21 protein-coding genes are annotated in these 23846 nt (G+C 65.0%); 4 read left to right on the top strand and 17 right to left on the bottom strand.

Translation table 11 applies throughout. From position 1 onward, the window contains the following. Positions 1–171: 171 nt before the first annotated feature. A complete protein-coding gene (locus WGH93_RS04825; protein WP_374763727.1) occupies positions 172–762 on the top strand; it encodes an EipA family protein in 591 nt (196 codons plus the stop codon). Here WGH93_RS04825 and WGH93_RS04820 read toward each other — a convergent pair. Further along, positions 747–1205 (bottom strand): M67 family metallopeptidase, encoded by a 459-nt coding sequence (locus WGH93_RS04820; protein ID WP_374763726.1) that lies wholly within the window; start codon positions 1203–1205, stop codon positions 747–749. The two genes, WGH93_RS04825 and WGH93_RS04820, sit on opposite strands and share 16 nt — an antisense overlap. Next, the gene (locus WGH93_RS04815) at positions 1202–1681 is read right to left on the bottom strand and encodes a hypothetical protein (RefSeq protein WP_374763725.1); all 480 of its coding nucleotides are present in this window, start codon (positions 1679–1681) and stop codon (positions 1202–1204) included. Before WGH93_RS04815 ends, WGH93_RS04820 begins: the two co-directional genes overlap by 4 nt. A 52-nt stretch (positions 1682–1733) precedes the next feature. Here WGH93_RS04815 and WGH93_RS04810 point away from each other — a divergent pair, with 52 nt between their 5' ends. Next, positions 1734–2738, top strand: a complete 1005-nt coding sequence (locus WGH93_RS04810; protein WP_374763724.1) for an RluA family pseudouridine synthase — start codon at positions 1734–1736, stop codon at positions 2736–2738. 34 nt (positions 2739–2772) lie between these two features. Beyond that, complete coding sequence (gene rpoH, locus WGH93_RS04805) at positions 2773–3645, top strand: RNA polymerase sigma factor RpoH (RefSeq protein WP_374763723.1); 873 nt, start codon at positions 2773–2775, stop codon at positions 3643–3645. Between the two features lie 39 nt (positions 3646–3684). Here the strand turns inward: rpoH and WGH93_RS04800 are convergent, their stop codons facing one another. The 6 genes from WGH93_RS04800 to WGH93_RS04775 all read right to left on the bottom strand — a co-directional run bounded on the left by WGH93_RS04800 (position 3685) and on the right by WGH93_RS04775 (position 12045). Next, the gene (locus WGH93_RS04800) at positions 3685–4161 is read right to left on the bottom strand and encodes a hypothetical protein (RefSeq protein ID WP_374763722.1); all 477 of its coding nucleotides are present in this window, start codon (positions 4159–4161) and stop codon (positions 3685–3687) included. Between the two features lie 114 nt (positions 4162–4275). Further along, positions 4276–6303 carry a protein kinase family protein gene (locus WGH93_RS04795; RefSeq protein WP_374763721.1) on the bottom strand — a complete coding sequence of 676 codons (2028 nt, stop codon included), beginning with the start codon at positions 6301–6303 and terminating at the stop codon, positions 4276–4278. Positions 6304–6548: 245 nt separating this feature from the next. Beyond that, positions 6549–7841 carry an adenylosuccinate synthase gene (locus WGH93_RS04790; protein ID WP_374763720.1) on the bottom strand — a complete coding sequence of 431 codons (1293 nt, stop codon included), beginning with the start codon at positions 7839–7841 and terminating at the stop codon, positions 6549–6551. A gap of 56 nt (positions 7842–7897) precedes the next feature. Further along, entirely contained in the window at positions 7898–9154 is a 1257-nt protein-coding gene (locus WGH93_RS04785; RefSeq protein ID WP_374763719.1) for an ATP phosphoribosyltransferase regulatory subunit, read from the bottom strand. Positions 9155–9196: 42 nt separating this feature from the next. Next, on the bottom strand, positions 9197–10774 hold the full coding sequence (gene serA / locus WGH93_RS04780) for a phosphoglycerate dehydrogenase (RefSeq protein ID WP_374763718.1): 1578 nt from the start codon (positions 10772–10774) through the stop codon (positions 9197–9199). 119 nt (positions 10775–10893) lie between these two features. Next, positions 10894–12045 carry a phosphoserine transaminase gene (locus tag WGH93_RS04775; RefSeq protein WP_374763717.1) on the bottom strand — a complete coding sequence of 384 codons (1152 nt, stop codon included), beginning with the start codon at positions 12043–12045 and terminating at the stop codon, positions 10894–10896. 233 nt (positions 12046–12278) lie between these two features. Between WGH93_RS04775 and WGH93_RS04770 the strand changes: the two genes are divergently transcribed. Continuing rightward, positions 12279–12797 carry an EF-hand domain-containing protein gene (locus tag WGH93_RS04770; protein WP_374763716.1) on the top strand — a complete coding sequence of 173 codons (519 nt, stop codon included), beginning with the start codon at positions 12279–12281 and terminating at the stop codon, positions 12795–12797. Positions 12798–12849: 52 nt separating this feature from the next. Here the strand turns inward: WGH93_RS04770 and WGH93_RS04765 are convergent, their stop codons facing one another. The 9 genes from WGH93_RS04765 to pal all read right to left on the bottom strand — a co-directional run bounded on the left by WGH93_RS04765 (position 12850) and on the right by pal (position 23754). Beyond that, a complete protein-coding gene (locus WGH93_RS04765) occupies positions 12850–14142 on the bottom strand; it encodes a serine hydrolase domain-containing protein (RefSeq protein WP_374763715.1) in 1293 nt (430 codons plus the stop codon). Then, the gene (locus WGH93_RS04760) at positions 14139–14942 is read right to left on the bottom strand and encodes an alpha/beta fold hydrolase (protein WP_374763714.1); all 804 of its coding nucleotides are present in this window, start codon (positions 14940–14942) and stop codon (positions 14139–14141) included. Before WGH93_RS04760 ends, WGH93_RS04765 begins: the two co-directional genes overlap by 4 nt. Positions 14943–14946: 4 nt before the next feature. Further along, positions 14947–15846, bottom strand: coding sequence for a bifunctional hydroxymethylpyrimidine kinase/phosphomethylpyrimidine kinase (thiD, locus tag WGH93_RS04755; RefSeq protein ID WP_374763713.1), 900 nt, complete (start codon positions 15844–15846; stop codon positions 14947–14949). Next, positions 15843–17186, bottom strand: a complete 1344-nt coding sequence (glmM, locus tag WGH93_RS04750; RefSeq protein ID WP_374763712.1) for a phosphoglucosamine mutase — start codon at positions 17184–17186, stop codon at positions 15843–15845. Before glmM ends, thiD begins: the two co-directional genes overlap by 4 nt. A 155-nt stretch (positions 17187–17341) precedes the next feature. Then, positions 17342–18532 (bottom strand): dihydropteroate synthase, encoded by a 1191-nt coding sequence (gene folP / locus WGH93_RS04745; protein ID WP_374763711.1) that lies wholly within the window; start codon positions 18530–18532, stop codon positions 17342–17344. 5 nt (positions 18533–18537) lie between these two features. After that, complete coding sequence (gene ftsH / locus WGH93_RS04740) at positions 18538–20514, bottom strand: ATP-dependent zinc metalloprotease FtsH (protein WP_374763710.1); 1977 nt, start codon at positions 20512–20514, stop codon at positions 18538–18540. A 157-nt stretch (positions 20515–20671) separates the two neighbouring features. Further along, a complete protein-coding gene (gene tilS / locus WGH93_RS04735; protein ID WP_374763709.1) occupies positions 20672–22003 on the bottom strand; it encodes a tRNA lysidine(34) synthetase TilS in 1332 nt (443 codons plus the stop codon). Positions 22004–22024: 21 nt separating this feature from the next. Then, positions 22025–23044 carry a hypothetical protein gene (locus tag WGH93_RS04730; RefSeq protein WP_374763708.1) on the bottom strand — a complete coding sequence of 340 codons (1020 nt, stop codon included), beginning with the start codon at positions 23042–23044 and terminating at the stop codon, positions 22025–22027. A gap of 128 nt (positions 23045–23172) precedes the next feature. Next, positions 23173–23754: a peptidoglycan-associated lipoprotein Pal gene (gene pal / locus WGH93_RS04725; protein WP_374763707.1), complete on the bottom strand. Its 582-nt coding sequence runs from the start codon at positions 23752–23754 to the stop codon at positions 23173–23175. Positions 23755–23846 lie beyond the last annotated feature (92 nt).

Here is a 23846-nt window from a genome sequence, read left to right as displayed (position 1 = left end):
GCCATGAGACTATGGCGCCCCACCGGGCCATGGCAAGGGAACTCCACCTTCTTTCCACCACCGTTGGGCGACCGGCATTACATGGGGCTGCTAGCATCTCTTGTGAGAGGTGCCGCCCGCCGTTACAGTTGTGGCCACACTGTCAGGTCACTCATGCAGGAACCGCCCGCAATGCCCCAACCCGTTACGCTCATGCGCTTTTTCGCGGCCCTTGTCACCGGGATCGCGCTTATGTGCCTCGCCCCCGCCGCCCCGGCTCAGGACGGTGAGGACGATCCCGCCACCTATGACCGGGAAACCGTGATGGACCAGGCCACCGATTTTCTGGGTGCCGGGGCCGAAGGCGTGGGCAAGGCGGTGGAAAGCCTGTTCCAGCGGTTCGGGCGCCCCAATGCCTATATCACCGGCTCGGAAGCGGGCGGCGGCCTTGTGGTGGGCCTGCGCTATGGCGGCGGGCAGTTGCGCCACAAGATCGAAGGGGATCGCCCCATTCACTGGACCGGCCCCAGCATCGGCTTCGATGCGGGCGCGGACGCGGCCAAGGTGTTCGGCCTTGTCTATAATGTCTATGATACCGAGGAGGTCTATACCCGCATCGGTGCCATAGAGGGGTCGTTCTATTATGTGGGCGGGCTCGGCATCAGTGTCTATGCCAATGACACGCTGCGCATCGCCATCATACGGCTGGGCGCGGGCCTGCGGGCACAGGCCACGGTGGGCTATATGAAATTCAGCAAGGAAAAGACCTATATGCCGTTCTGATCCGGCGCCACTGGGCGCAGATCGAGCGGCTGAAACCCCTGCCCGTCCAGCTCCGCCAGCCAGGCGGCATGGTGCCATGCGCCCTGCCCGTCGGGCGCGCTGAGCAACCAGACCCAGCCGGGCATGACGGATCGCGCACGGTCCTGTTCGCTCAACCGTAGCGCCCCCGCCGGATGACTGTGCCACACCCCGATCAGGTCCGGCCCGCCTGCCCGCGCGCGCCGTTGCAGGGCCAGATGAAGGGCGGGGTCGATCTCGAAGCGGGTTGCCGGGTCGCCCGCCGTCACATTGTCGCTGAAGGCGATCTCCGTCACTTTTCCGGGCGCGTCTCCGGGCGCCCGCCCCAGCACCAGTCCGCAGGCTTCATGGGGGGCGGCCCCGGCGGCTTTCGCCGCCAGCAGCGCGGCCACCCCGCCCGGCAACAGCAGCACGGGGGCGGTCACGGCTTCGGGTCTCCCCCCGCGTTCAGGCGCACGGTCTGGACCTGTCCGGTTCGGCGGTCCACAAGCTGGAGAATGGCGGGCCGCCCCGCGGCCTCATAGTGCAAAAGCAGGGTGCGGCCATCCGCGCCCAGGCTGCTGGCCGCCAGCGTCATGCCTTCCGGCACGGTCACGCTCAGATTATCGGGCAGGTTCGCGGGGGCTTCAGCCCCGCCCGCAGCAGAGCTTGAGGCACCATTGACGGGGCCGCCATCCGGGGCCGGGTCATCCTGAAAAGCCCGATATGCCAGGGTTCCCAGGATCAGAACCACCATCACCACGATGGCCATGCCAAGTACACCCACCACCCATTTGAGCGCCGTATGATCGGGTACGGGCTCGCCCCCAGATTCGCCCGCGCCCCCGGAAGGGGTCGTCGCGTCGGCATCCGGGTCATGGTGCAGGTCATCTTTCGTGACAACAGGCTTTTGCTCGGCCATAAAGGCCTCCCTTGATAATGACGGAACGTGCCGGTCGGCACGTGTGGGATTTATGGCAGAGGCACCGGAATTTGTCATCTCGTCCGCGCAGGCGGGCACGCGGCTGGACAAGCTGCTGGCCACGAACCTGCCCCATATGAGCCGCTCCCGGCTCAGTGGCCTGATCAAGGCGGGCCATGTCAGCCTGGTGCGGGCGGGCACACGCAGCCAGCCCACCAGCGGCAGTCTGCGGCTGAAAACGGGGGATGTGGTGTGCTGTGCCCCCCCTGAAGCTTTGGCAACCGGCGGCGCACCGGCCCCGGAAGCCATGCCGCTGACGGTCGTGCATGAAGACGAACACCTGATCGTGGTGGACAAGCCCGCCGGGCTGGTGGTGCATCCGGGGGCCGGCAACCATATCGGCACGCTGGTGGCCGGTGTGCTGGCCCATACCGGGGGCCGGCTCAGCCGCAAGGGGGATGTGGAGCGCCCCGGCGTGGTGCACCGCATCGACAAGGATACCAGCGGGCTTCTGGTGCTGGCGAAATCGGATGCCGCGCATGACGGCCTGTCCGCCCTGTTCAAAACCCACCACCTGACCCGGCGTTATCTGGCGCTGGTTCATGGCCTGCCCCACCCGGCGGACGACTGGATCGACGCCCCGATCGCCCGCCATCCCACCCGGCGCACGCGCATGGCCGTGGTGGGTGAAGGCGGGCGCCGGGCGCGCACCCATTATGCGCTGACCGCCGCCTATGGCGCTGAGGGCATAACCGCCGCCAGCCTCCTTACCTGTACACTGGAAACGGGACGCACCCATCAGGTTCGGGTTCACATGGCGGAAAGGGGCCATCCGCTGCTGGGCGACAGCCTGTATGGCGGCCAGCGCAAGCCTTCCGGCCGCCTGCCCGCCCCCTTGCGCGCCGCGCTTGGCAGTGCGCCACGCCAGATGCTGCACGCGGCCACGCTGGCCTTCACCCACCCTTGCACCGGCGCCCCCTTGCACTTTGAAAGCGCGCCCCCATCTGACATTCAGCGCCTATTAAGCGGGCTTGCCCCATACAAGCAGTCCGAATAAACCACATCGCGCAGCCGATCAGCGGAGAAACGCCATGACCCAGCGGTCCAGCAATCTGCCGACACTCAGCCCCGAAGGCAGCCTGACCCAGTATCTTCAGGAAATTCGCAAGTTCCCCATGCTGGAAGCGGACGAGGAATATATGCTGGCCAAGGCATGGGCGGACCATAATGACCGGAAAGCCGCCCACAAGCTGGTCACGAGCCACCTCCGCCTGGTTGCCAAGATCGCCATGGGCTATCGCGGCTACGGCCTGCCCGTGGCCGACCTGATCGCGGAAGGCAATGTGGGCATGATGCAGGCGGTGCGCCGGTTCGACCCGGAAAAGGGGTTTCGGCTGGCCACCTATGCCATGTGGTGGATTCGGGCGGCCATTCAGGAATATATCCTGCGAAGCTGGTCCCTGGTGAAGATCGGGACCACCGCCGCGCAGAAAAAGCTGTTCTTCAATCTGCGCCGGGTCAAGGGCCAGATCGAAGCGATCGAGGACGGGGATCTGACGCCGGACCATGTGAACGAGATCGCCGATCAGCTTGATGTGAGCGAGACCGACGTTATCAACATGAACCGGCGCCTTGCCGCCCACGACCATTCCCTGAACGCCCCCCTGCGGGAGGAGTCGGAAGGCGAATGGATGGACTGGCTGGTGGACGAAAACCCCACCCAGGACGAAACCGTGGCGGAAAAGGAAGAACTGACCCATCGCCGGGAACTGCTGGCCAAGGCCATGGAAACCCTGAACGAGCGTGAGCGCCACATCCTGACCGAACGGCGCCTGAAGGACGATCCCACCACGCTTGAGGACCTGTCCAAGATATATAATATCTCGCGGGAGCGGGTGCGCCAGATCGAGGTTCGCGCCTTCGAAAAGATCCAGAAGGCCATGAAAACAACGGAAGACGCCTGACCCTCTGCCGGTCAGGCGCACTCTTTCAGAAACCGTGCGTTACCCGGCGTCTTTCAGGCCCGGCTTGGGCCGATATTCCAGTACATCGGGGCCCCATTCCTCCACGGCGCGCTTGCGCTCCTGGTTAATCTGGCGCAGGCGGTCCTGGGCAAAGGCCTGTATCAGCATACTGGCCACCAACGGGCCCATATACAGCAGCAGATATCCTATGCCGCTGGCACCGAACATGATGGCCCAACTCACCGGGTTGACCACAATCTCGTTGAACCGGCTTGAGTCGTCAAGAAGCTGGCCGGCATAGGGCAAGACACCTGCCAGATTGCAAAACCCCACCGTTTGCAAGCGGTATTCCGCCAGCCTCCCCGTGATGGTAAACCCCAGCACCACGGTGGGCAACAACGCGATCACGGACAGCGCCCCGATGGTCCATTCAAACACGGACACCGTGATTACCAGCAATAGCAGCAGGGGGATAAATCCGCCCATATCACCGGAACGGCGGCGCCGCTTTCTCATGGGCGGCGTCTGCTGTGCCTTGGCGGGGGCCGGCTTGTCATTCCGGGGCGGCTTCCGACCTGCGCTCGTCTGGGTTTTTCTTGCCATCAGTTCTCTCCATGCCCTTCAGGCACCCTAAAGAAACACGAACACGCCCGTGGCCACGAGAATGAGAAACGCTGCGGTGCGACTATAGCGATATCCCTTTTCCAGGGCATCGGGATCATCCGGCTTGCTCGGCTGGGACAGCTTGGTTTTTTCCTGCTCCATCTTCCAGACGGAATGCTGAATGCTGCTGAATTCCCGCGTGTCTTCCGCCTGAATCTTGCTGAGATTGAGCGCGGAGGTGAGACGGGCGATATTGCCCTCCGACTTCACCTTTTCCAGCGCCTGAGAGACTTCCTCCCGCCGCTGCTTGTTTTTCAGATTGCGAACGAACGGCCCAAGACCTTCCACCATTTTCTCGGTCAGATTGGGCAGTTCCTCGATGCCGAGCCTGGATTGCATATCCCCCAGAAACTGCGTGGCCTGGATGGAGAAGCGGGACGGGTCGTTTTTCGCAGCGGCAATCTTGTTGAATTCCCGGTCCAGACCGTCCCCATGGGCCGCCATGAAAGCGGCGATATGCCGATCCAGAAGCAGATTTTTACCCGCACCCCGTTCCGCCATGCGGTCGAAGGCACGCATCATCTGTTTCAGGCTGGCCACCCACACATTTTCCAGCTTGCCGCTCATGCAGGGCAGCATGGGAGACAGTTCGTACATCACCCGCTCCATACCCCGGCCCAGTTCCTGGTTTTTCACCCAGGCTTCCACACGGCGCAACTGAGTGGCCTGGGTGGAAAACCGGCTGTCACGGCCCCGGATCACTTCCATCATGGTGGACAGGAAACGGCTGTCCATGATTTCCCCTATAATGGAAACCCGATCCCGGTCATTATTGGCAAAGGCGGCATTGAGCGCCGTGGGCAGCGCATCCAGATAGATCGACACCCCCTTGTAGCGGATCGGGCCGCCGGGGTGCAGGAACATGCAGACCCGCGCCACCATGCGATAGTCCTCCGCCCTGCCCTGCACTTCGGTCACGCCATCGGCGGGCTGAACGGAAAGCGAGCCTTCCATGCGCTCGGTCAGGATTTCATCCCGCATGGTGGTCTGAACCCAGCTCGAAAACCCGATGGTGCGCAGGAACTTGGCCGCGCGCTTCGGGTCCTGTCCAAAGGCATCGGCCAGCAGGCGGCGATCAACAAAGGATGTGTCCCGGAAATTGGTTGGCCGGTTCATGGACCAGTTGGTCAGGCTGGCCTTGCGGCTGGTGGACAGGCCCTCGAACCAGTCCAGCACGTCTTCCGCGCGCCAGCGTTCCTCCGGCTCGTCGGCCATCAGCCCCTTGATCAGATTGCCCATGGCGCCGGGCACGTCCCGTCCGCTTCCCAGCGAATAGAAAGAACCCTGATTGACCCGCGACATCAGCACATTCTGCTTCTGCCGCCCCTGCCACAAGGGTTGCCCGGCATAGAGGCATTTCAGCGCCGCACCGAACTGGTAGAAGTCGCTCTCCATCGTGCCTTCGCCGCGCGCTTCCTCGTCCGCGAAAGCCAGTTCCAGCGCTTCCAGCGCGATCGGATGGCGATAACCGGGCGCCGCGCTGTAGCATTCGCCCAGTACCACATCGTCGCTGTCGTCGCTTTGCAGGAAGATGCGCTGCGGATGGATGGAGCGGTGATAAATCTTGCGCTTGTGCAGGGAGGCAATGGCCTTGAGAACCGATGGCACCACCGTCTTGCGCAGAAAGGCCCCGTTCATGCGCGGATGCGGCTTGCCGTCCTGATCCATCAACGCGCCGCCCATGGGACGCTCGAATACAGTGACCAGGCGCTGTATACCCTTGTCCAGGTTCAGATTGACCAGCCCGCGCGCCTGCGGACACACCAGCCCCGCCACGGGCCGATCACTCAGCGGCTTGAACAGATCGTTCCGCATGGCGATGCGGGGGTTGTGCACCAGCGCATATAGCGCACGCTCGCGGTTTTCCGCATCGGTCACAGCATAGGCGCGCCCGCCCGGCGTATCGAATGCGGGCAAAGGTTTGCTCGTATCCACCTCAAATCGCTTACCAAAGGCACTCTGACCTTTTGGTGCCGGGGCGCTCTCGTCGCTCACACCACGCCTCTCCCGATTACTCAATCAACACAAAGAACAACCAGCCCAAAAGGGCTCATGCGCATTCCGCCCGAAAAGCGAGGCCCGGTCAGACGCCGGGGCGCACCCAGATCGTCAGAATAAAGAAAGATTCTGGAAATCTTTCTTTGCCAGTTTAATACGGCGACGTTACGAGAGTCTAAACAAAATTCGGGCCACCCCCGGCGGGAGGCGGCCCGAAACAGCGCAAATGTCCGCATTTTTGGTCAGGAAACGAAGGGGTCCTGCACCAGAATGGTATCTTCCCGCTCCGGGCTGGTGGACAGCATGGCCACCGGGGCACCGATCAGTTCCTCGATCCGGCGGATATATTTGATGGCGGTCGCCGGCAGATCGGCCCAGCTTCTGGCGCCATAGGTGCTTTCCGACCAGCCCTGCAATGTTTCATAAATGGGGGTGACGGCGGCCTGATCCTCCATGCCATAGGGCAGAACGTCCAGCCGCTCCCCGCGCAGTTCATAGCCGACGCAGACTTTCACCTCATCCAACCCGTCCAGCACGTCCAGCTTGGTGAGGGCGATCCCGGTCACCCCACCAACAGTCAGACTCTGACGGACCAGAACCGCGTCGAACCAGCCACAGCGGCGGGACCGGCCCGTAACCGTGCCGAACTCCCGGCCACGCTCCCCCAGGGTCTGGCCGATCTCGTTGTCCTGCTCCGTGGGGAAAGGCCCGGCACCGACCCGCGTGGTGTATGCCTTGGTGATCCCCAGCACATAGTTCAGCGCGCCGGGCCCGATGCCGGACCCGCCCGCCGCCTGCCCGGCGATGGTGTTGGACGACGTGACAAAAGGATAGGTGCCGTGATCCACGTCCAGCAAAGTGCCCTGGGCGCCTTCGAACAGAATGCGACGGCCATCCCGCGCGGCGCTGTCCAGCGTTTGCCATACCTGGGTGACAAAAGGCGCGATCCGCTCGGCCACGGCTGTCACATCCCGCAGGATGACATCGCCGTCCACTTCGGGCGCGCCAAGGCCGCGCCGCAGCGCATTGTGGTGGGTCAGCGCCACTTCCAGCCGACGGGCCACCACCGCCGGGTCCGTCAGGTCGCAGGCGCGAATGGCCCGGCGCCCCACCTTGTCCTCATAGGCGGGGCCGATACCGCGACGGGTGGTGCCGATCTTCACGCCCGTGGTCGCGTCTTCGCGCAGCGCATCCAGTTCCTTGTGATAGGGCATGATGAGCGTGGCATTGGCGGCCAGTTGCAGGCTTTCGGGGGTGATCTCCACGCCCTGCCCGGCGAGTTGGTCCATCTCCGCCACCAGCGCCCAGGGGTCCACCACCACGCCATTGCCGATCACGCTGACCTTGCCACCGCGCACAATGCCCGACGGCAGCAGCGACAGCTTATAGACCTCGCCGTCCACCACCAGGGTGTGGCCCGCATTGTGGCCGCCCTGAAAGCGCACCACCACATCGGCGCGACTGGACAGCCAGTCCACGATCTTGCCCTTGCCTTCGTCGCCCCACTGGGAGCCCACGACAACCACGTTCGCCATTGTTCAATCCTTTGTTCGCCAGAAAGCGCGGGGAGAAAATCCCCCAATGATATGCCTCAAGGGGTTACCGGGCTGATCCCGTCCGGCGTCAGCCAGTGATCGCAGCCCAGCCGCCGCGCTTCCGCCGCCGCGTCCGTCACCGGGCTGAGCCCGGCAAGAACGCGCCACCCCTCGGCGCGGGCGGCGTCGGCGGCGGCGGTACCCGCCTCATATGGAATGAAAAGCCGCGCGGCCGGCGCGCTGTCGGGCAGCGCCTCCATCAGCACGTCCAGATAAACGGAAAACCCCGCGGCACCTTCCCTGTGGCCGTCCGCATGAAGAACACCGTACCGCCCGCCGCGACCGATCTCTCCGCGCGCCTGACGGGCAAACAGGGCAAAGCCGATGCCGGTCTTGTACTCGAAGCCGTGGGTTTCGCACGGGTCCACGGTCAGCGGCACATCGTCGCCCAGGCGGGTCACCAGCGCCGCCACCAGATCGCTCAACTCCCGCACCAGCCCCTGCGCCGCACTGGGCAGGTCCAGCGCATGAAGCTGGGACAGGCAGCGCTCCGCCGGGCCGGCGGCACGGATCAGACCACTGAACACGCCCCTCGCCGCCGGGTCTTCCAATGTCTCGATGGCGCCCATGTCCTTGGCCGCCAGCGCTTCACGAACCTGGGCGGCGATCAGACCGTCCAGTTCGAAGGCGTCCAGAAGAACATCGCCAAGGGGGGCCAGCGTCAGATCCACGCTGATCCCTTCCAGCCCCACCCGGCCCAAGGCGGCAACCGCCAGCGCGATCACCTCCATCTCCGCCTCGATGCCGTCATGACCCACCAGTTCCGCACCAACCTGCACGAACTGGCGGGTGGGACGCAACTGGCTGCCCTTGGTGCGCAGCACATTACCGGCATAGGCAAGGCGCAAGGGCCTCGGCGCCCCGGCCAGCCGGGTGGCGGCCAGCCGGGACATCTGGGTGGTGATATCGGCGCGAACGGCCATCACCTTCTGGGTATCCGGGTCCATCAGGCGGAACATGCGCTGGCCATGCTTGGCACCGGGGCCGTGCAACAGGCTGTCTTCATATTCCACCAGCGGCGGGGCCACCCGGTCATAGCCATAGCCATGGAACGCGGTCATCAGCGCGGCCACCGTATCGGCCTCCCACTCCGCATCCGGGGGCAGCAGATCGCGGAAGCCGTCCGGCAGCAGCGCCTGCCGGGCATAGGCATTCAGGCCGCCCGCATCGAGCCGCCCCGCTGCCGTCTGGCTGCTACCTGCCTGCCCGGCAAGGGCGCCATCACCGGATTTTGCCGTATCGGACCTGGACATGCGCTGTTATCCCCCATGACGGTTCGATGGTCGGGCCACGCCCTAGAACGAGACCCGTTTCACCTGGCGTACATGCGCGAGGGCCGAGACCTGGTCAAGCACAATATCCTTGATCGGCTGGTCCACGGACACCAGCGCCACGGCCTCGCCGCTATTGTCCCGCCGCCCCAGGGCAAATGTGGCCACGTTCAGCCCGTTATGCCCAAGCAGGGAGCCCAGCGCGCCGATAAAGCCCGGCTTGTCATCATTGATGATATACAGCATGTGATCGGTAAGCTGGGCTTCCAGATAGACCCCGTTCACCTCCACAAGGCGCGGGCGCTGATTGGCGAACAGCGTGCCGGAAACGGTGCGCGTCTGCTTTTCCGTCTGCACGCTGAGGCGGATCAGGGTGTGGTAATCGCCTTCCCGGTCATGCCGGACTTCCGTTACGTCGATGTCGCGTTCCTTGGCGATCACCGGCGCATTGACCATATTGACGCTTTCCATCAGGGGCTTCAGCACGCCCTGCACCACCAGCGCAGTCAGTGGCTTGGTGTTCAGTTCGGCCACATGGCCTTCATATTCGATGGTGATGCCCTTCAACCCGGTTTCGGTCAATTGCCCGGCAAAGCTGCCCAGTTCGCTGGCCAGTTCCATATAGGGGCGCAGCTTGGGCGCATCCTCGGCGCTGATGGACGGCATGTTCAGCGCATTGGTCACGCCGCCGCTGATCAGATATTCGCTCATCTGGTCGGCCACCTGCTGGGCCACGTTCACCTGTGCCTCCGTGGTGGAGGCGCCAAGGTGTGGTGTGCAGATCAGATTTTCATGGCCGAACAGCGCATTTTCCTTTGCGGGCTCTTCCTCGAAAACATCAAGGGCGGCGCCAGCCACCTTGCCGCTGTCCAGCGCATCCTTCAGATCGCTTTCCACGATCAGCCCGCCACGGGCGCAATTGATGATGCGCACGCCATCCTTCATTTTGGCGAAGGCATCGGCATCGATGATATGCCGCGTCTGGTCCGTCAAGGGCGTGTGCAGGGTGATGAAGTCCGCATCCGCCAGAAGCGTATCCAGATCCACCTTGCGCACGCCAAGGTCCGCCGCCCGTTCCGGCGACAGGAAAGGATCATAGGCCGCCACCTTCATCTTCAGCCCCTGCGCGCGATCCGCCACGATGGCGCCGATATTGCCCGCCCCGATCAGGCCCAGCGTCTTGCCGGTCAGTTCCACGCCCATGAAGCGGGACTTTTCCCACTTGCCCAGATGGGTGCTTTCATTGGCCTGCGGAATCTGACGGGCCAGCGCCATCATCATGGCAATGGCGTGCTCCGCCGTGGTGATGGAATTGCCAAAGGGCGTGTTCATCACCACCACGCCCGCATTGGTGGCGGCGGGAATATCCACATTGTCCACACCGATCCCGGCGCGACCCACCACCTTCAGATTGGTGGCGGCGGCCAGCAGCTTGTCCGTCACCTTGGTGGCGGAGCGAATGGCGAGGCCGTCATAATCGCCGATGATCTTCAACAGTTCATCCTTGTCCAGGCCGGGCTTGTAGTCCACCTCCAAGCCGTTCTTCTTGAAGGTTTCCTCGGCCAGCGGGCTCATCTTGTCGGAAATCAGTACCTTGGGCATGATCAATCTTTCTGTTTCGGGCACGGCGCGCGCCGATCGGCTGCGGCGCCGGGCAATTTGGGAAATTATGTATAACAGGGCCGACCGGGGCACCCCCGGCCAGCAAGGGGCGCACGCTCTCAGCCCGCCTTGACGGTCTCAAAGGCCCAATCGAGCCACGGCGTGAGCGCCTTCAGATCGGCTGTCTCCACCGTGCCGCCAGCCCAGATGCGCAGGCCCGGCGGGGCATCACGATAACCATTGATGTCAAAGGCCACGCCCTCGTCTTCCAGCAGTGCCGCGATCTTCTTCGGCACGCCGGCGCGGGCCTGTTCATCCAGGCTGTCCAGCCACGGATCGCTGATCCTGAAGCAGACGGACGTGGTGGACCGGGTTTCCGGCGCCTCGGCCAGGAAATCCACCCAGTCGGTTTCGGCCACCCAGTCCGCGAGCACGCGGTAATTGGCCTCCGCCCTGCGGATCAGGCCATCCAGCCCGCCAACGCCGTCGGCCCATTGCAAGGCATCCAGATAATCCTCCACGCACAGCATGGACGGCGTATTGATGGTGGCGCCCTCGAAAATGCCGGTGTTCAGCTTGCCGCCCTTGGTCAGGCGGAACAGCTTGGGCATGGGCCAGCTCGGCGTGTGGCTTTCCAGCCGCGCCACCGCCCGCGGCGACAGGATGATCACGCCGTGAGCGGCTTCCCCGCCCAGCACCTTCTGCCAGCTATAGGTGGTCACATCCAGCTTGGACCAGGGCAGGTCCATGGCGAACACGGCGGACGTGGCGTCGCACAGGGTCAGCCCGGCACGGTCATCGGCGATCCAGTCTCCGTCCGGCACTTTCACGCCAGACGTGGTGCCATTCCAGGTGAAGATCACATCGCGGTCGAAATCCACCGCGCCCAGATCGGGCAGATGGCCATAATCGGCTTCCATGATGCGCGCATCATCCAGCTTGAGCTGCCTGGCCACATCGGTGACCCAGCCCTTGCCGAAGCTTTCCCAGGCCAGCACATCCACGCCGCGCGGGCCAAGAAGCGACCACATGGCCATCTCGAACGCGCCGGTGTCGGAGCCGGGAACAATGCCGATATGATAATCTTCCGGCACATCAAGCAGGCGGCGCGTCTCGTCGATCGCGCGCTTCAGCTTGGTTTTGCCGGGTTTGCCGCGGTGGGAGCGCCCCACGGGGGCGTCGCTCAGGGCGTCCACGGTCCAGCCGGGACGTTTGGCACAGGGGCCGGACGAAAATTCCGGCCGCGCAGGCCGAACAGCAGGTTTGGTCATGTGGCTATCCTTCCAGATAGGCGCACCTCGTTGGGGAGGCGTGGCCCGGTTTTCATGAGCCGCCCTTTCAGACGACCGTCCCGCGGTGGGGCGGGATACCCGCGGCGGACGCTATAGATCGGGCCTCGTCTGTCAATGAAAAAGCGCAGCCGGGCCTTTTGTTTTGACAAGACCCGCCCCGGTTTGCGAGGCACGGGGATAGCGACACGGCCCCTTTGAGCAGGAGACACCCCATGCCTTTGCCAAAAGCGGCCCTTGGCGGCTGCGCCCTGATGCTTGCGGCCTGCGGCGGCGGTGAGGAGACCAACCCCGCCTTTGCCGAACGCCACGAGTCGATCTACGATCAGGTGGTGGCCAACTGGGATCAGAACGGCGACCTGAAGATCACCTGCGCGGATATGGAGCTGAAGCGGACCACCCTGTTCGACCGGCTGGACCGGAACGAGGACCAGTTGCTTGGGACAGACGAGTATGGCCGCGTGAGCTTTTACGACAAGGCTTTCATGTTCCACAGCTTTTCCAAGGCGGACCAGGACAATAGCGGCAGCCTGTCACTGGACGAGTTCATGGCCCTGCCGCACAGCCGTTTCGCCAGCATGGACGAAGACGGTAACTGCCGCATCTCCAAGGAAGAAGCGATCCGCTATGTGAAGGGCGAGGAACAGCGCGGCAACAAGCAGAAAAAACCGCAACGCCCCGGCGCCACCCTGCCCCGTGGCAGCGGCGCGGGCCTGCCGCAAAGGCGGCGTTGATCCGGGTGCGCGCCTGCGGGTGCCGCGCCCCGCTCGCCTGCGGACGACGCATCTAGGGGCGCTGCCCCTCCCCGTCCAGCAGGCCGCGCGGATGCACCCGGTGGCGCGGTTCCGGCGCGGCGGGGGCGCGATCCGTCTGTAACGCCATGCCGTCATCCTCCGGCTCTGTGCCCGCCGTCATTGTCCCCCGCAAGGGGCTGAGCCGCGCGCGGGCACTGGCCAGGAAATCAATGGTCAGGCGATCGATGGCGCGGGCATTGCCGTTCATCAGGATGACCAGCCCCACGTCAAAGTCCGGCAGATAGCTGATGGCGGTGCGATAGCCGTCAAAGCCGCCGCCATGGTGCACCACCAGGTCCCCTTCGAAATGATAGAGCCGCCAGCCAAGCCCGTAATACGCATCGGTCAGATGCTCCCGCCACAAACGGCGGTACAGCTCCCGCCGGGTCTGAATGCGCGGTGTGGTGATGATCCGGCGCACCGCATCGCTGACCACGTCGCGCCGGGCGCCCATATGCGCCTTGAGCCAGCGCGCCATATCACGCACCGAGGCATTGACCCCCGCCGCTGGTGCCACCTTGTAATATTCCGTGGAAGGGCGGATCTGATGCCAGCCGCCGCGCCATTTGGCATGGGGCATGGCGCGGTCCTGCGCCGCCTGAAAGCCCGCCGCCCCCACCGATGAATGCTTCATGCCGAGCGGTTGCAGCAACTGGTCGCGCACCGCATCCGCATAGTCCTGATCCGTCAGCCGTTCCACCACGGGGGCGAACAGGGAGAACATCACATTCTGATAGCCATAGCAGCTTCCCGGCTGGCACATGGGCTTCAGCCCGCGAAACCGCTGGACAATCTCGGTCACGGGCCTGCCCGCCTCCAGCAGATTGTCATAGGCATTGGGCACCAGCCCGGTGCCGTGGGACAGCACATGCTCCAGCCGCAGCGCGTCCGTATCCTGCTTGCGAAGCAACTGGAAACGGGGCACATGGGCTGCCAGCCGGTCATCCAGGTCAAGCGTGCCACTGGCCACCATCCGCCCCGCCAGCGTGCCGGCAAAGGTTTTTGAGACGCTGGCCAGCGGAAACACCGTATCCGGCCCCACCGCGCCGCCCGATTTCAATGATCGGGTGCCGGTGGCGCCGATATCCAGCACCTCGCCCCCCGCCACGATGGCATAGGCCGCCCCCGGCACGCCCGCCTCGCGGATCTCCGCGCGGAACGCCCTGGAAAAGGGCGCCACCAGCGCTGCCGCGCCGTCCTTGTTCGCCTGAACGGGCGCCCGTGCACCCAGCAGGGCGGCAAGACTGACGGCCAATAATACCGACCCGCGCAAAAAGGCCGTCATTGCACCTCCTCGCCCGGCTGATCGGCGTTCTGGCTTTCATGATCCAGAAAGCGCCGAACAAGGCGAGCGGTCAGGGCGGGCTTTTCCGCATGGAACCAGTGCCCGGCCCCCTCCACCGTGCGTAGCGTGGCCTTGGGAAACAGCTTCATGATCCGCTTGCGGTGGCCATTGGTCAGATAATCGGACTCCGACCCCTTGATGAACAGCACCGGGCCATTGAAAGAATCGCCGTCCACCGCATCCATGATATGTTCGTAATTGTCGATAATGCCATCCAGATTAATGCGCCAGCCCCACGCGCCGCTGTCAGTGTCCCGGCGCCAGTTGGTCACCAGAAAGGACTGGATCGCGGGTTCCTTTTCATAGGCGGCGAGCATTTTCTGCGCCTTGCCCCGGCTGTTGGGCCGGGCCGCGTCCACCGCCTTAAGGCCCTCCAGAATCCTGTCATGATGGCGGCCATAGGCCACCGGGGCGATATCGCCCACGATCAGGTGGCGCACCCTGTCCCCTTTGGAAAGCGCCATCTGCATGGCCACCTTACCCCCCATGGAGTGGCCGAAAACATCCGCCGTGTCTATGCCCTCCCGGTCCATCACGGCCAGTACGTCCGCCGCCATGTCCGCATAGGTCATGCTGTCGCTGTGGGGGCTGCGCCCGTGATTGCGCAAATCCACCGCCACCACCCGGTGATCATCCTCCAGTGACCGGGCCAGCGCGCCCAGATTGTCCGCCGATCCGAACAGGCCGTGCAACAACAGCACCGGAGGCCCGTCCCCCTTTACCCGATAGAAAAGATCCACGCGATCATCCTCCCGATGAAACCGAAACTGCCGGGCCACCCTGCCCCGACCCGTGCGGCCAGTCATCCGCAAGGCGCACACGGCCATGGCCCAGAGGCCCGTGGCCTGCGCCAAATCCCGGCGCGGCGGCCATGGCGGCCTGCACATAGGCAATACCATCCCGCCAAGCCCGATCCAGCGGCACCCCGGCGGACAGCCGCGCCGCCACGGCGGAAGCCAGCGTGCAGCCCGTGCCATGGGTGCTGGTGCTCGTCTGCCGGGGGCTGACATGCTCGGCCACCCCGTCCGCCGTGACCAGCAGGTCCACCACCGTGTCGGCGTCGCCGTGGCCGCCCTTCATCAGAACAGCGCCAGCGCCCATCTTCACAATGTCCCGCCCGGCAGCTTCCATATCCTCGCGACTGGCCACCGTCCGCCCGGTCAGAACCGCCGCTTCCGGCATGTTCGGGGTTACCAGATCGGCCCGCGCCACCAGGCGCCGGATCAGCACTTCCGCGGCATCACTGTCCAGAAGGCGGGCGCCGCTGGTGGCCACCATTACCGGGTCCACCACCAGCATACCCTGAAAATCCGCTTTTGCCAGCGCCTGTGCCACGGTCTCAATGGTGTCGGCATCCCCCAGCATACCGGTTTTCACCACGTCGGCGCCCAGATCGGCCAGCGCGCTCGTGATCTGGCCGCGAATGATATGCGGGTCCATTGGCTGTACGCCGTGCACGCCCAGCGTATCCTGCACGGTCACGGCGGTCAGCGCGGTCATGGCGAACTCACCCAGCGCGGTGACTGTCTTGATGTCGGCCTGAATGCCCGCGCCGCCGCCGGAATCGGACCCGGCAATGATCAGCACGCGGCCCTGCGGGCGGCCCGTTCGGGCGGTTTCGAAACGGCTTTCGGCAGCGGTCATCGCGCGTCTTCGATCTGTTGGGCAATATCACGGGTGATGGTGGTGATGAGCGCCTCGTCGTCGCCTTCCGCCATGACGCGGATCACGGGTTCCGTCCCCGATTTACGGATCACCAGCCGACCACAGCCATTCAGCCGCCCTTCCGCCGCCGAGATGGCCTTTTTCACCGGCGCGCTGTGCAGCGGGTCCGCGCCCTCATAGCGGGCATTCACCAGCACCTGCGGAACCTTTTCGAACTGATCGCACACCTGGGATGCCGGGGCATTCCGGCGGCGGATTTCCGTCATCACCTGCAAGGCGGCGATCAGGCCGTCCCCGGTGGTGGTATAATCCCCCAGCACGATATGGCCCGACTGCTCCCCGCCCACATTGAAACCGCTCTGGCGCATTCGGGCCACCACATAGCGATCCCCCACACGGGTACGCTCCAGGCTCAGGCCGTCAGCCTGCAACAGGCGCTCAAGGCCCAGATTGGACATGACCGTGGTGACCAGCCCACCCCCCTTGAGCAGGCCGCGCTTGGCCCAGGTGCGCGCCACCAGCGCCATGATCTGATCGCCGTCCACGATATGGCCGGTTTCGTCGCACAGGATCAGGCGATCCGCGTCACCGTCCAGCGCCACGCCAAGGTCCGCGCCTGTTTCCACCACTTTCCGGCACATGGCATCGGGCGCGGTGGAACCACAGTCCCGATTGATGTTGAAGCCGTCCGGCTCCACATTCATGGGCACCACGTCGGCCCCCAGTTCCCACAGCACGGTGGGCGCCACCCGATAGGCCGCGCCATTGGCACAGTCCAGCACCACCTTGATGCCGTCGAAGGTCACGCCGCCCGGCACGGTGGCCTTGGCAAATTCCACATAGCGCCCGCGCGCATCCTCCAGCCGGGTGGCGCGGCCAATGCGTTCCGGCGCGGCCAGCAGGCTCTGGGTGCGGTCGTCCACCAGGCGCTCGATCTCCAGCTCCTGATCGTCGGTCAGCTTGAAGCCGTCCGGGCCGAAGAATTTCAGGCCGTTGTCATAGTGGGGATTGTGGCTGGCGGACAGCATCACGCCCAGATCGGCGCGCAAGGACTTGACCAGCATGGCGATGGCCGGGGTCGGCATCGGGCCGACCATGATCACGTCAATCCCCGCGCCGACGAACCCGGCGGTAAGCGCCGGTTCGAACATATAGCCGGAGCGCCGGGTATCCTTGCCGATCACCACCCGGTGAACATGATCCCCCCGGCGAAACAGGCGCCCCGCCGCAAGACCGAGACGAAGCGCCATATCGGGGGTCATATAGCCCTGATTGACCCGACCGCGCACACCATCCGTGCCGAAATACTGCCGTTCCATGAAAAGACCTGCCTGCTTGATCAGATACCCGCCAAGGCGGGCCAACCCCGCATCAAGAGTGATAAAACCGCGCCCGGCGTTTATCAAGCCGGGAAACATAAAAGGCTGCACGCAAAGGGCACTTCACACACACGCCGTGCGCGCCGTACCCGCCATCAGCCCTTCGGCGCGGGCGGGTCGGCCACAAGGGCCGTGTCCAGCGCCGCCTGTGCCATGGCCAGCGCCGCCCGTGTCTCAGCCACATCATGCACCCGCACGATCTGCACCCCGGCCCGCACCCCTTCAAGCGCCACAGCAACGGAACCGGCCACCCGGCGCCGGGCCTCGTCTTCCTGTGTGATGGCGCCGATGAAACGCTTGCGGCTGGCCCCCAGCATGACCGGCAGGCCGATGGTCTGGAACAGCGGCAAGGCATCGATCAAAGCCATATTGTCCGCCACCACCCGTTTGCCGAAGCCGATCCCCGGATCAATCGCCAGCCGATCGCGTCCGATGCCCGCCGCTTCCGCCACGGCGAGCCGCTGTGCCAGCCAGTCCGCCACATCCAGCACCACATCCTCATAGACCGGATTGTCCTGCATGGTCCGTGGCGTGCCCCGGCTGTGCATCAGGATCACCGGCACGCCCGCGCGGGCCGCCGCCGCCGGGCTGTCCGGGTCGTGGCCCAGCGCGGACACGTCATTGATGATGGCGGCACCTTCGGCCACAGCCGCCGTCATGGTGGCGGCATGGCGGGTGTCCACGCTCACCGTGATGCCCGCCGCCGCCAGTTCCCGTATCACCGGCAGGATGCGTGCCTGTTCAACCTCCGGCGACACCGGCTCGGCGCCGGGCCGAGTGGACTCGCCCCCCACATCGATAATGTGCGCCCCCGCTGCCAGCAGCGCATGGGCATGGCGCACGGCGGCCGCCGGGTCCATATGGTCGCCGCCATCGGAAAAGCTGTCGGGGGTCACGTTCAACACCCCCATGATGCGCGGGCTGGTAAAATCCAGATGGCGCCCGCCCGGCAGGGTCCAGGCCGGGCGCGGCGCGGCCAGCGCATCGAGCTGCGCGGGCAGACTGTCATGATGGCGGGATGGAACACGCGCCATCAGCGCCGCCAGCAGGACCGCCCGACCCGCACCCAAGACCGTTTCATCCAGAAAGCGCGGCGCGCCGGGCTCGCGGGCCAACACCCGAACGCCCAGAAAGCGGCGCCCGGTCTGGCCCAGCGGCACGCCGCAGGTACCGCCCTGCGTCAGCCCCACCGGCAACAGGCGCGGCGGCAGGGCCGAGACCGGCCAGCAAGAAGCCCCGCCCCCTTGCGGGGACAGGGCCTTTCGGTGTTCGCCTTCCTGCGTCATGACACTCAGGACTTGCCATCCGACGGGTCGGAGTCCTCCCCGCCCTTCTGGTCGGAAGCGCCGGTGTCTTCGTCGGAGTCACCGGAATCCTCGTCCAGCCCGGCGCTGGGCACGGCACTGGTGGGGCGCGGCCCCGATTTCTTCTTTCTTTCCGCCCTGGCCGTCGGGCTTTCCCGATCCAGCGTGCCACCGGCGATCAGGGTGTCGATATCCTTGCCGTCCAGGGTCTCGTATTCCAGCAGGGCCTCCGCCAATCGGTCCAGACCGTCCCGGTGCTCCTTGAGCAGATCGAGCGCTCGCTTGTGCGCCTCGTCCACGAAGCGCTTCACTTCGGCATCGATGACGCGGGCGGTCTCGTCCGACACATTCTGCTGCTTGGCCACGCTATGGCCGAGGAACACCTCTTCCTCGTTCTCTTCATAGAGCAGCGGGCCGAGCTTGTCGGACAGGCCCCATTTGGTCACCATGGCGCGGGCCAGCTTGGTGGCATACTGAATGTCGCTGGCGGCGCCGGACGTTACCTTGTCATAGCCAAAGACCAGTTCCTCTGCGGCGCGGCCACCCATGGCGATGGCCAGATTGTCGTGCATCTTCAGGCGGCTCTGGGAATATTCATCCCGTTCCGGCAGCCGCATCACCATGCCGAGCGCCCGGCCCCGCGGAATGATGGTGGCCTTGTGAATGGGGTCCGCCTCCTTGCAGAAAACGGATACCAGCGCGTGGCCGCCTTCATGGAAGGCGGTGAGCTTCTTCTCGTCCTCGGTCATCACCATGGACCGGCGCTCGGCGCCCATCATCACCTTGTCCTTGGCGTCCTCGAAATCCTGCATGGACACGATCTTTTTCTTGCGCCGCGCCGCCAGCAAGGCCGCCTCATTCACAAGATTGGCCAGATCCGCACCGGAAAAGCCCGGCGTGCCGCGCGCGATCACATTCACTTCCACATCGGGCGCGGTGGGCACCTTTTCCATATGGACGGTCAGGATACGCTCCCGGCCCTGAATGTCCGGGTTGGGCACCACCACCTGACGATCGAAACGACCGGGCCGCAGCAAGGCGGGGTCCAGCACGTCCGGGCGGTTGGTGGCGGCCAGGATGATGATGCCTTCATTGGCCTCGAAGCCGTCCATCTCCACCAGAAGCTGGTTAAGCGTCTGCTCACGCTCGTCATTGCCGCCGCCAAGACCGGCGCCGCGATGGCGGCCCACAGCGTCCAGCTCATCGATGAAGATGATGCAGGGCGCGTTTTTCTTGGCCTGTTCGAACATGTCGCGCACACGGCTGGCGCCCACGCCCACGAACATCTCCACGAAATCCGACCCGGAAATGGTGAAGAAGGGCACGTTCGCCTCCCCCGCAATGGCGCGGGCCAGCAGGGTTTTACCGGTGCCGGGCGGGCCCACCAGCAGCGCGCCCTTGGGTATCTTGCCGCCAAGGCGCTGGAAACGCTGCGGATCGCGCAGGAAGTCCACGATTTCCTCAAGGTCTTCCTTGGCTTCCTCAACGCCCGCCACGTCCTTGAAGGTCACGCGGGTCTGCTTTTCGGTCAGCATCCGGGCACGGGACTTGCCAAAGCCCATGGCGCCGCCGCCACCGCCGCCCTTGCCCTGCATCTGGCGCATGAAGAAAATCCAGATGCCGATGATCAGCAGGAAGGGCAACCAGGAAAACAACATGCCCATGAACATGCCATTGTCTTCCTTTTCCACATTGGTGGTGACATCATTGGACATCAGCCGCTCTACCAGCTTGTTGTCATAGGGCATGACCGTGGCGAACTTGCCACCGCTGGTATATTCGCCGGTGATCTGCTGACCCTTGATCGTCACGCTGGCCACGCGCTTGTCTTCGACCGCTTCCACGAACTGGCTGTACGCCACTTCCGGCGCGGAGGTGGAGGAGCCCTGGAAGAGATTGAAAAGCGCCAGCAGCAGGAGCACGATCAGGCCCCAAATCAGCGCATTCCGCATGAAACTGTTCACGTCATTCGCCTTTCGTCTTGACCCCGAAGGGCTGCCACACACGAACCGATCGGGTCGGGCGGCGGGCGGAGCAAGGCCCCTGGCCCGGTTTTTCTGTTCACGCGGGGCCAAAAAAGCGCCCGCGCCATGCACCAAGAGATAAGTCCCCCGGCGCGGCCTACAAGGGAGCAGCGTCCATTGTCAGCCCCGCCGAGGCGTTTTTTCGCACATTCGCCCATGAAACGGGATGCAGCACGGTCCCGTCGGGTACTTGGTTCCCCACATAATCCAGTGTTGGCGCCCCGACAAGCGTGTTCTCAAACCACAGCCCCGGCTGCGCGGCGGTAACGGGGGCGGGTGGCAGGTCCGGCGCTGCCCCGGCCCGCCCGTCATCCAGCGCGTCCCGCAGCGCGAGGCGCCCGGTCTCCCCCAGCGGGGCGAGCCGAAATCCCGCGCCGCCCGGCCAGTCCAGCCGGTAGCGGCGGTCATAGAAAAGGCAGGTCAAGCCGCGCGGCAGGTCAAGCACCGGCATGGTGGCCGCTTCGCGCACCATCAGGCATCCGCCCTGCCCGGCATTGATGGGCAGCAGGCGCACCCCTGCCAGCGTCGCGCCGGTAAAGTCCGCCCGGTTCAGCGCTTCGATCAGGCGGTCCAGCTTGTGGCGCCGGGGCGGATGCTCCCGCCCGCCGAGCCAGCGCAATAACAGGCCAAGGCCGCGAGCCACGGTCTCATACGGGGCAAGGCTCAGTCTGGCCGGGTCCAGCACGCCGGCTCCGACGCCATCGGGCTGCCACGCCCCGTCCAGCCAGGACAGGCTGTGCCATAACAGGCTGTTGTGCGCACCCCTGAGGCGCGCCGCCGTTTCCGCCAGCCGCGCTGCCTCCATGCCGGGGACCACCGGGTCCGCCAGCAGGCGCCGGGCATGGGTACGGGCAAATTGCGGGTTCTCATTGGATGGGTCCGCCACAGGCTGCACGCCCGCCGCGCGCACCACCGCTGCAAGGGATGAGCGTGGCACATCCAGAAGCGGGCGCAACAGCCAGACCGCACCGCCCCAGAGCGGGCGCGCGGGCGCCATGCCCGCCAAACCATCCACGCCGCTTCCCCGCGCCAGCCGCAGCAGCAGGGTTTCCGCCTGATCATCCCGATGATGGGCCGTAAGAAGGTGCCCCACCCCCGCCGCACAACACCATGCCGCCATCCGGTCATAGCGCAGGCGACGCGCTTCCTGCTGCACATTGCCGGGCGCCGTGGCCCCCTTCAGGGTATGATGGGCCAGCCCCAGCGCGGCGGCCTGTCCGGCCACAAAAGCGGCCTCGGACGCCGCCGAGCAGCGCAGGCCGTGATCCACGGTCAGCACCGTAACAGTGCCAAGCGCACCGCCCTGAAGCGCCGCCGCCAGATGCATCAGGGCCAGGCTGTCCGGCCCGCCGGAGACCGCCAGCGCCACGTCCGCGCCGTGGGGCAGGCCGAGAGCCGTCAGCCGCCGGGCCAGATCGGCGGGGTTCATGATGCGCGGCGACGGGCCTCGTCAGCCATCGCAGCCCGCCTCTTTCCGCAACCGTTCGGCCCGATTTCCAAGTCGGGGCGAGGCGCTGTCCTCATGGTCACGGAACTCGATCAGCGCATTACAGGCATCTTCCGGGCTGTCCAGCGCCACCAGCGCCGCCGCCAGTTCCACAAGGGCATCCGGGTGCTTGTCATGATCCGTGTGATCCTCGATCACGGACAGAAGCTGGCGGGCGGCCTGCGCCGGTTCCCGCCGCCGCATATGCACCCGGCCCAGCCAGTATTTGGCATTGCCGCCAAGGGTGTGGCTGCCGTGCGCCTCTATGAACTGGCCCAATGCCTCTACGCCCTTGTCCAGCTCATTGCGGCGGACAAAATCGAAGGCGTAGCTGTACTGCGCCTCCACATCGCCATCAGGCAGCTTGACCGGCGCCACGGTTTCTTCGGCATCATCCGGGATTTCCGTCCCGGCCTCGTCATCCGCGTCCGCCGCATCCGTCGTTTCGGCTTCAGGGGCGGATGCTGAACCGCTGCCCTGATCGGACTCACCGGGCGCCGTGCCGTCACCGGCCTTTATCTCGTCAAAGCGAATGCGCACTTCCCTGGTCAGGCGATCGAGCCGTTCCAGAATCTGCTTCTGGCGATGTTCCACTGTTTCCAGCCGACCGGTAAGGCCCCGCAGTTTTGATTCCAGTGCCGACACCTTGACGGACAGATCCGCCATCAGGCGGCGACTGTCGGTGATACCCTCGGTCGATGCGGCGCCTTCCGACTCTTGCGCGCTCTGTTTGGCCATGTCGCCATCTGAAAAGACCCGGCGCTGCACGGCCCGCAACTGCCGTTCCAGCCGGTCGATCTTTTCCGACACATCCTGGGCGGCGGCGGGGGCGCTGCCCGGCCCCGTGGCAAGAATGGGGGCCGCCGCGATCAGCGCGGCCACAAGCAGGGCGCGCACCGCCAGCGGCACCGAGCGACGCGCCCCCGCCCGGCACCAGCCCCTGTTCCACATGCCCCCTGCCTGTTTTCGCCCTGCATCCGCCATAACTCGTCTCCGTCCTTCCGGGGCCTGATCGCATCGCCGATCAGGGCCTTACAGCAAGAAGCCCCGCACCGGAAAATCCGGCGGCGGGGCCTTGTCCTCAGCGGTGCCGCAATCGCGGCACATCGCCCTTATTCCACACGCAGCACGCCGCGGCGATTCTGGCTCCACACCTCAGGGCCGGTGCCCACAACCGCGGGGCGTTCCTTGCCATAGCTGATCGTGTCCAGCCGAGACGCGGGCACACCAAGCGCCATCAGATATTCCTTCACGGCATTGGCCCGCCGCTCTCCAAGGGCGAGGTTGTATTCACGGGTGCCGCGCTCATCACAGTGGCCTTCGATGGTGACATCCATATCGGTGTAATGCATCAGCCACTCGGCCTGCTTTTCCAGAACGTCCCGATCCTTCTGGTCCAGCTCCGAGCTGTCGAAGTCGAAGAAAACCCGATCACCCACATAGGTGCTCAGCCCTTCCTGGCTGGGGCCGCCCCATTTTTCCCGATCCAGCTCTTCCTGGGTCATTTCCGGGGTATCCACCTGATCCGGTGCCGGCGTGGTGCTTTCCGTTTCCGTCTGAGAGGGCGCCGCCCCAGAATCGGTGGAAACGTCTTCCCGGTCAGGGGAAGAACTGCACGCGGCCACCAGCAAGGCGGCGGCCGATACGGTGAAAACCTGTTTCGTGATTTTGGTGCCCAAATGATTAAACGTCATGTTTGCTCCCTCCATGACGGGGGGGTCCCCCAAAGCGTTATATTCTGAGACGGACAGGGCCCCTTGATTGACCAGTCGACCGCCGCGTGCAG

The organism is Yunchengibacter salinarum, assembly GCF_037658235.1.
Classification (GTDB): Bacteria; Pseudomonadota; Alphaproteobacteria; order Sphingomonadales; family Kordiimonadaceae; genus Yunchengibacter; species Yunchengibacter salinarum.
Note: the sequence above shows the minus strand (reverse complement) of the source record. Positions and strands in the feature narration are given on the sequence as shown.